The 8,546-nt window shown below is 53.2% G+C and carries 5 protein-coding genes; 3 read left to right on the forward strand and 2 right to left on the reverse strand.

The window, feature by feature from the left end; translation table 11 throughout:
- Positions 1–144 precede the first annotated feature (144 nt).
- The 3 genes from Q0294_RS02975 to Q0294_RS02985 are packed head-to-tail and all read left to right on the forward strand — an operon-like array spanning position 145 to position 6,456.
- Complete coding sequence (locus Q0294_RS02975) at positions 145–4,404, forward strand: DUF1592 domain-containing protein (protein WP_299460763.1); 4,260 nt, start codon at positions 145–147, stop codon at positions 4,402–4,404.
- Positions 4,405–4,437: 33 nt separating this feature from the next.
- Positions 4,438–5,742 (forward strand): DUF1552 domain-containing protein, encoded by a 1,305-nt coding sequence (locus Q0294_RS02980; RefSeq protein ID WP_299460765.1) that lies wholly within the window; start codon positions 4,438–4,440, stop codon positions 5,740–5,742.
- 15 nt (positions 5,743–5,757) lie between these two features.
- Positions 5,758–6,456, forward strand: a complete 699-nt coding sequence (locus Q0294_RS02985; RefSeq protein ID WP_299460767.1) for a GntR family transcriptional regulator — start codon at positions 5,758–5,760, stop codon at positions 6,454–6,456.
- 61 nt (positions 6,457–6,517) lie between these two features.
- Here the strand turns inward: Q0294_RS02985 and Q0294_RS02990 are convergent, their stop codons facing one another.
- Both Q0294_RS02990 and Q0294_RS02995 read right to left on the reverse strand, forming a co-directional pair.
- A complete protein-coding gene (locus Q0294_RS02990) occupies positions 6,518–7,840 on the reverse strand; it encodes a cyclic 2,3-diphosphoglycerate synthase (RefSeq protein ID WP_299460769.1) in 1,323 nt (440 codons plus the stop codon).
- 3 nt (positions 7,841–7,843) lie between these two features.
- Entirely contained in the window at positions 7,844–8,404 is a 561-nt protein-coding gene (locus tag Q0294_RS02995; protein ID WP_299460771.1) for a hypothetical protein, read from the reverse strand.
- Between the last annotated feature and the right edge of the window lie 142 nt (positions 8,405–8,546).

Genomic DNA, 8,546 nt, shown 5'->3' on the forward strand with positions numbered 1-8,546 from the left:
GGGTACAGGTGACGAAAGCATTCGGTGAAGTGAATCTCAAAATACCTCCGACCAGCATTAAGTCGGACTTTGAAGGGATTCGAAGTCGAGCATACTGCAAATGAAAAAACTCCAGCCACTTTGTGTTTCCGTGTCGAGGCGCTCATGAAATCTGGTCTACGATTTTTGATCTTCATCGCTGTGCTGCTGATCGCAGTACCGGCTTTATCGCTTGCCCAGAAACCGGCGGAGAATAGTGAGGAGATCTTTGCCCCGTTGCAGGCAGAATATGTCAGTCAGCAAAAAGCGGTACTGCAAAAGTACTGTGTGAATTGCCATACTGCAGCAAAAAAAGAGGGCGAACTGGATCTGGAACGATTTCATTCCGTCGCCGACCTTCGTCGGGATGTCGTCCCCTGGCAACGCGTGATTGAGATGCTGCGTGATGGAGAAATGCCGCCTGCGGACGCGAAACCTCAGCCAACTCAGGCGGAACTGACCTCACTCCGAAATTGGGTTCAAACCGTATTAGATACAGAAGCCAGGGCCAACGCCGGGGATCCGGGACCCGTTGTGTTGAGACGGTTAAATAATGCCGAATATACCTATACCATTCAGGATCTGACCGGTATCAGCTTGCAGCCAGCCAAAGAATTTCCCGTTGACAGTGCGGCAGGAGAGGGGTTCACGAATGTCGGGAATTCGCTGGTCATGTCACCTGCACTGGTGCAGAAATATCTGGAAGCGGCGAAGGGGGTCGCCAGTCACGCCGTGCTTCTGCCTCACGGAATTGAGTTTTCAGAACAAACATCCCGGCGCGACTGGACCAATGAAAAACTCGCCGCCATCCGCAATTTTTATGCGCGCTTCAGTGATGTGAGTGGTGCGACAGCCGTCAATTTACAGGGTATTCGCTTTGAAACGAATGGGGGCGGACGTCTGCCGCTCGAAAAATATTTGCGAGTGACACTCATCGAACGTGAGGCTCTGCAATCGGGAAAGAAAAACATCGCGACGGTAGCGCGCGACTATTCTCTCAATGAAAAATATCTGCAAACACTCTGGAAAACGCTGAATGATACGACACCCTCACAATTGCTTGATCTGATTCGGGGGCGGTGGAAGACAGCGAAACCGGATGCTGCGCCGCAAATTGCAGCAGAAATCGGAGAGTGGCAGCAGGCGCTCTGGCGATTTACGACGGTCGGGCACATCGGCAAACGGGATGGTCCCACAGCCTGGCAGGTTCCGGTGCAACCCGTAGCCACTCAGCAGGAGTTTCGCGTTCCAATTCCCGCAGCAAAAGGAAAAACAAACCTATCGCTTTATCTGGTGACTACCACCGCCGGCGATGGTAATACCGACGATTACGCCGTCTGGGAAAATGCCCGTTTTGTTACGCCAGGTCAGCCCGATCTGCCGTTACGAGATGTCCGGAAGGTGGTAACGGTTCTCTCGGCGTATCGCGACAAAATTCTGGCAAGCGCTGCAGCGAGTTTGAATGCGGCTGTTGAAGTGGAGGGGCCGCTTGATGACCGTCAGCTCGATTTACTTGCTCAGAAGTACGCTGTCGACCGAGTGGTGTTAGCGTCATGGCTTTCCTATCTGGGCGTTGGTGCGCAAAAAACATCCATTGATTCCTACATTTCCCGAAAACTGGAACGCACTGAAAACTACGATTTCATTCAAGGCTGGGTCGGAGATCATGCGTTGAGTGTTGTCGCCAATTTTTCCGATCAGAGTGCCCGCATCCCGGGCGAGGTGCAGCCGCACAGTGTTGCCGTTCATCCTACGCCAACTCTGCGAGTGGTTGTGGGCTGGAAAAGTCCCCTGGCTGGTCCTGTCAAAGTGACCGGGCAGGTGAAGCGGGCACACATCGGTTGCGGTAATGGGGTGACCTGGCGACTGGAATTACATCGCGGCGGCACACGTCAGGTGCTCGCTTCAGGAATAGCAGATTCTGCAAACGCAGCGTTGTTTGGTCCCTTTGAGAATCTCATCGTAAAACAGGGGGATCTGCTTTCCCTGAGTATCGGTCCGCGTGACGGGAATCATTCGTGCGATTTGACTGCCATTGATCTGTCAGTCAAAGCCGAAGGAAGTAGTCAGGCTGAATGGAATTTGGCGCGGGACGTTTCTCCCCACATTCTTGCGGGAAATCCACACGCCGATCTGCAAGGGAATCAGGCTGTCTGGCATTTTTATAGTGAACCGGACGAGGGTAACTCCAATATCGCTATTCCCGCCGGTTCTCTATTGGCTCGCTGGCAGGTTGCTCCGAGTGTTGAAGAGAAGAAAAAACTGGCTGACCAATTACAGTCTCTCATTTCAAAAGGTCCGGGAGACTTATCGGCGGATTCACCTGATAACCAGCTCTATCGGCAACTGACGTTACTCAACGGACCGTTCTTTTCAATGGTTCGCAAACAATTACTGACGGATCAGAATCTGGCGTCTGCGACTCCGGCCTCCTCGAGCTTGGGAGTCGATCCGGCGCTCTTTGGAAAACATCCACTCGGTAAGGCCCTCCCACCGGCAGACCTGTGTGTGCAGGCACCATCGGTCTTGGAAGTGATGATTCCCGCTGATCTCGTGGAGGGATATGAATTTGTCGCTTCGGGCAAGTTGCATGCGGAAACCAGTACGCAGGGGACGGTCCAACTGAAAGTGCTGACAGAGAAACCGGAACATCTGGCAAGTCTGACAGCCGGCTCTAACAAAACGACCGGGCGCAAATCGACATGGTCCGATGGTGAGACCCCGGTCATTCCGCTTTCTCCGGTTCTGATTACCGAGCAGAGCGCCGTCAAAAAACGGGTGCTGGCACAGTTTGAAGAATTTCGCCAACTCTTTCCGCTGGCTTTGTGTTATACAAAAATCGTGCCCGTCGATGAAGTGGTGACGTTGACCTTGTTCTATCGCGAGGATGATCATCTGCAGCGACTGATGCTGAATGAGGCCGAAACTGCCGAGCTGAACCGACTTTGGAGCGATCTGCATTTTGTGAGTCGATCACCGCTGACGCAAGTGGATGCCTACGAACAGTTATGGCAGTTTGCCACGCAAGATGCCGACCCGAGTGCCTTCACACCGATGCGGGAAGGCATTCTCGAACGCGCAAAACAGTTCAAAGAATTTCAGTTGAAAACCGAACCCGTGCATCTGCAGGCCGTTTTCGAGTTTGCCGATCGTGCCTGGCGACGTCCGTTGCTGCCTGCTGAACGCGAGCAATTGCTTGCGCTTTACAGTGAATTTCGCAAACAGGAACTTCCCCACGAAGAGGCCGTTCGCATGCTGCTGGCGCGGGTGCTCGTCTCCCCGGCATTCCTTTATCGCAGTGAGCAGGCAGCGGCGGGAACCGAGCCGACTTCAATCAGTGACTGGGAACTGGCGTCCCGTTTGAGTTATTTTCTCTGGTCTTCACAGCCGGATCTGGAATTACGAAATCTGGCGCGCGAAGGTAAACTGCATCAACCTGAGGTGTTGAAGGCCCAGGTTCGCCGTATGCTGCAAGATCCTAAAATTCGTCGCATGGCCATTGAGTTTGGATGCCAATGGTTGCACATTCGCGATTTCGATCAGTTCGATGAAAAAAGTGACCAGCATTTTCCGGAATTCAAAAATCTGCGGAGCGACATGTATGAAGAAGTCATTCGTTTCTTTGTGAATCTGTTCCAAAATGATGGCTCTGTGCTCGAATTGCTTGCTGCCGATTACGTCTTTGTGAATGGTCAATTGGCAGACTTCTATGGGCTGTCCGGCATGAAGGATAAAGCGTGGCAGAGAGTGGAAGGTGCCCAAAAACAGTCGCGCGGCGGTATTCTGACGATGGCTGCGACACTGTCAAAACAGTCTGGTGCCTCGCGTACGAGCCCGATTCTGCGGGGTAACTGGGTCTCGGAATTTCTGCTCGGTGAGAAACTCCCGCGGCCTCCCAAGGATGTCCCCGTCCTTCCCGAAGAAGTACCTGGAAACCTGACGGAACGCCAACTGATTGAGCAGCACAGTTCCAATCCCGCCTGCGCGAAGTGCCATCAGCGTATCGATGGATTTGGTTTTACCCTGGAGCAGTTTGACAGCATTGGACGCCTGAGAACAAAAGACGCCGGCGGACATCCGATTGATGTCGCGGCAGTGCTTCCCGATGGCACGGAAGTACGCGGTGTCGATGGGTTGCGCAATTATCTGCTCACGACCCGTCGAACCGATTTTCTGCGCACATTTAACCGTCGTCTGCTGGGTTATGCCCTGGGACGGTCGGTGCAACTCTCCGATGAACCTCTGCTAAACGAGCTGTTACAACAACTGGCTGCAAATGATGATCGAATCTCCACTGCGATTGAGACCATTGTGCTGAGCCCTCAGTTCCGTATGATCCGAGGCGCGGACCGAACTGATTTTGGCAGCGTGACTGAAAACGACTGAAAGACTTTCCTGTTTTAACCGAGGAGTGATTCCATGGCTGCTTATCTGACAACCAGACGTACGATGCTGCGTGGACTAGGTGTTGCCATGGCGGTGCCCTGGCTGGAGTCTCTGCGAGTCTGGGGACAGGAGGCGGGAACAACGGCCGTCAAGGGAGAGGCCCCGGTTCGTTTTGCAGCCATGTTCTCCGGTAACGGCTTTCATCGCGAACACTGGTGGGCCAAGGGAGCCGGCAAGACGATGGAACTCGGTTCCGTTCTGGAACCGCTCAATGAGTTTCGAGAGAAGCTGCTTTTCATCCGCGGTCTGTATAATGAGGAAGCCCTCAAGGGGAATATTCATAGTTCTCAGACAGGCAACCTGCTGAGTGGAGCCCCATTGGAATCAGGGGGGGGCATTCGCAGCGGGATCAGTATTGATCAACTCCTGGCGAAGCACTACGGTCAGACCACTAAAGTGCCGAGCCTGGTACTGGGCTGCGAAAAATCGAATCCTTCGGTACACAAAAATTATTCGATGCTCTACAGCAGTCATATTTCGTGGAGTTCACCCACCACCCCGACTCCTCTGGAAGTCTATCCTGCACTTGCCTTTGATCGCCTGTTCCGACAGGATGCCAGTAAGAGCGATCAGAGTGTGCTGGATGCGGTATTGGAAGATGCCAAAGGCTTGCGACGTTCCATCAGTCGCAGCGATCGCCAGAAGCTCGACGAATATCTCAATTCCGTTCGGGAAGTGGAACAACGCATCGAACACGCTGGTGAGCGGGGAGAACTGCAGGGCTGGCGGCCGACACTCGACAAACCAAATATCGTTCGACCGGCCGATGGGATTCCGCAGGATATTGCCGATCATATGCGGCTGATGTGTGATATTCTGGTGCTCGCCTTTCAAACCGATTCAACGCGACTCTGCACTTTGAAGCTCAATAACGATCATTCCTCGTTGCGATTTCCCAACCTCGGGGTCGATTATATGATTCATCACCTGCTGTCTCACCAGGAGTCGGACGACTGGCTCAAGGTGAACCAGTTCTTCCTGCAACAACTCGCCTATGTGGCGCGCAAGCTGGATGCGATTCAGGAAGGGAGTCGCACGGCATTAGATAATTCCATGATCATGTACTGTAGCAGTATGCTGACAGGCGGTCATGATGCGACCAAATTACCGGTGGTGATTCTTGGCGGCGGGGGCGGTAAGCTGAAAACCGGTCGCGTGCTCGACTACCTCGATCAACCGAATCGAAAAATGTGCAGTCTGTATCTGTCACTGATGGATAAATTCGGTTTGCAGCTCGATCAGTTTGGCGACTCTACAGAACGTCTTGCAGAAATATAATCAGGGAATCTTGCCATGAAAATGAATGGTCGAAAGACAGGAAAAGCTCGCGTCGCTCCGAAACTGAAGCGTCAGACTTTGACACAAGGTGTTGAAGAGCGGTTGCGCAGTGAAATCATTGAAGGGCTGCATGAGCCGGGTGCCATGCTGTCCGAGCCGGTTTTGTCGGCAGAGATGGGGGTGAGTCGCTCTCCCGTCCGCGAAGCGTTGCTGATTCTGGAACGCGACGGCATGGTGGAGTTTGATGATCGTGGGCGGACTCGCGTCTGTTCGATGACGGCTGCCGATTTTGAAGACCTGTATCTGCTCCGGTTATCCGTCGAACCGCTGGTGGCCGTTCACGCAGCAGCTCAGGCCACGGAAGCCGATTTTGCTGCTCTGGAAGCAAATATTGCGGTGATGGAAAAGTCAAAAAGTGTGGCAGAAATCAGCCAGCTCGATATTGAATTTCATACCTTCATTGTTGAGACCAGCGGTCGTCCGAGACTGATTGCGGCATGGCGTTCGCTGCGTCCCTCGCTGGAACTGTGGCTGGCTGCATTACATCGGAAACATGAACACATCACGGGTCGCGTGCGGGAAATCACCATTGAAAGTCACCGGGAACTCATCGATACGCTCCGCGCTGGCAATCGCGAAGCGATTAGGACACTGATGCAGACCCACATTGAAGGCTGGTATCAGTGGTTACCTGAAATGGACGACCTTGTTTGAATCAAGTTTCGCTCGCAATGCCATCGTATTGTCGAGAGTCACTCGACAGTCCAGGAGGAAATTAACCACGAATAAAATCATCAATGATTTTCGCAAGCGGCTTGCCTGAAACCTGTCGAAACTCGTACCGTACCCGGATGATGGGAATCTCTGTCTGCACGACATGAGCGAGTCCTGCTGGTGTGGCGTCAATGATGAGTTCGGCCTTTGAGGCATTGATAGTTTCACTCAATTCCTGTCGCTGCTCCGGCGAATAACCCAGGGCCGGCAGGATCGGTCCCATGTGCGGATAAGTTTCAAACGCCTTAGCGATACTACCCACTGCGAACAAACGTGGATCAATCAAACGTGCAGCCTGGAACTGCTGAGACGCACAATAGCCCGCCCCAGTCGCCATACCTCCGTGGAGCAGGGTAGGGCCGTCTTCGATCACGAGAACCGTGCGGTTTTCTATCTGTTGCGGATTATTTACTACAATGTCGAGATTGGACTCGATCACTTCCGCACTCGGGTTCAACTGTCTGATATTCTCTTTGATCAGCGTGATGTCTGCTGACTTTGCAGAAGCCACTTTGTTGATGATAACCACATCCGCCATCCGCAGATTGGATTCGCCGGGGTAATAATGCACTTCGTGGTCGGGGCGTAATGCGTCGGCCACCGTGATGAGCAAATCAGGTTTGATGAACGGGAAGTCGTTATTTCCACCATCCCACAGCACCACCTCCGCATCCCGTTCGGCGGTGCGAAGAATCAGCTCGTAATCGACTCCTGCAAATACCGAAAATCCCAGTTCCAGATAGGGTTCGTACTCCTCGCGTTCCTCGATGGAACATTCGTTCTGATCAAGGTCGTCCTCAGTGGAAAAATGCTGGCAGTGTTGCCGTTTGAGATCACCGTAAGGCATGGGATGGCGAATGATTGCCGGGATGTGTCCCGTTGCCTTAAGCTGTTGTGCGATCCAGCGTGTCAACGGACTTTTTCCGGCACCTGTTCTGACGGCCGTGACGGCAATGACAGGTTTTGTCGACTTCAGTTGTGTATGCTGAGGGCCGAGCAGTACAAAACTGGCCCCACACGCCTGTACCAGAGAGGCGGTGTGCATCACCGTTTCATGTGCAAGGTCGCTATAGGCAAGGAAAACGAAGTCCACATGAAACTGGTGGATGAGTTCCGGCAGCCGTTCTTCGGGGAATATGGGAATATCGGCAGCATAGTCCGGTCCCGCCAGTGACTGAGGAAACGAGCGTGAGGCAATGAAGGGGATCTGTGTTGCAGTAAATGCGCAGACGTAGAACTCGGGATGTTTTCGAAAGAACGTCAGGAAATTATGAAAATCACGGCCCGCAGCTCCGGCAATGATGCAATTAAATTTCTGGTCCATGTATCATTCCTTACTTTCAGCCTCTGCGATAATCGTTCCCGCCAGTCCAATGAGCGCCTGATCGAGGACATCCACGTTACAGATGATCGTGCGGGAGTCAGGCCGACGGGAAAACTGAATTGCTGCTTCTATCTTCGGCTTCATACTACCTTCCGCAAAATGCCCTTCATCGATCAGTTTCTGAGCCTCTGTGATTCCAATGCGACCTATGGGGCTTTGGTCCGGAGTGTTATAATCGCGATAGGCACAGGGGACATCGGTCAGGATCAGCATGAGACGTGCGTCAGTCAACTCGCCGAGCAGTGCTGAAGTAAGATCCTTGTCAACGACGGCTTCGACTCCCCGCAGTTGGTTTCCAGCACGTATGACGGGGATACCGCCTCCCCCGGCTGCCACAACAAGTACGCCTGCTTGAAGTAAAGTATTGATGACACCGACGTCCATGATCTCGCGTGGACGAGGCGAGGGAACGACGCGACGGAAACCGCGCCCCGCCTCTTCGTGTAGAGGGAACCCGCGCTGACTGACTGCTTTCGCCTGTTCACTGGTGTAGAATGGCCCGATCGGTTTTGTCGGCTTGCTGAAGGCGGGGTCGTTCTTGAAGGAGCTCCAACTCTTTGTGTGGGGTTACTATCGTGCACGTGAAGGGCTGCTGCTTTTGGCGTTCCTTCTATTCATGTACCTGTGCTGCTTCGCTGCGGTTCTC

This window comes from uncultured Gimesia sp. (assembly GCF_937919775.1).
Taxonomy (GTDB): Bacteria; Planctomycetota; Planctomycetia; order Planctomycetales; family Planctomycetaceae; genus Gimesia.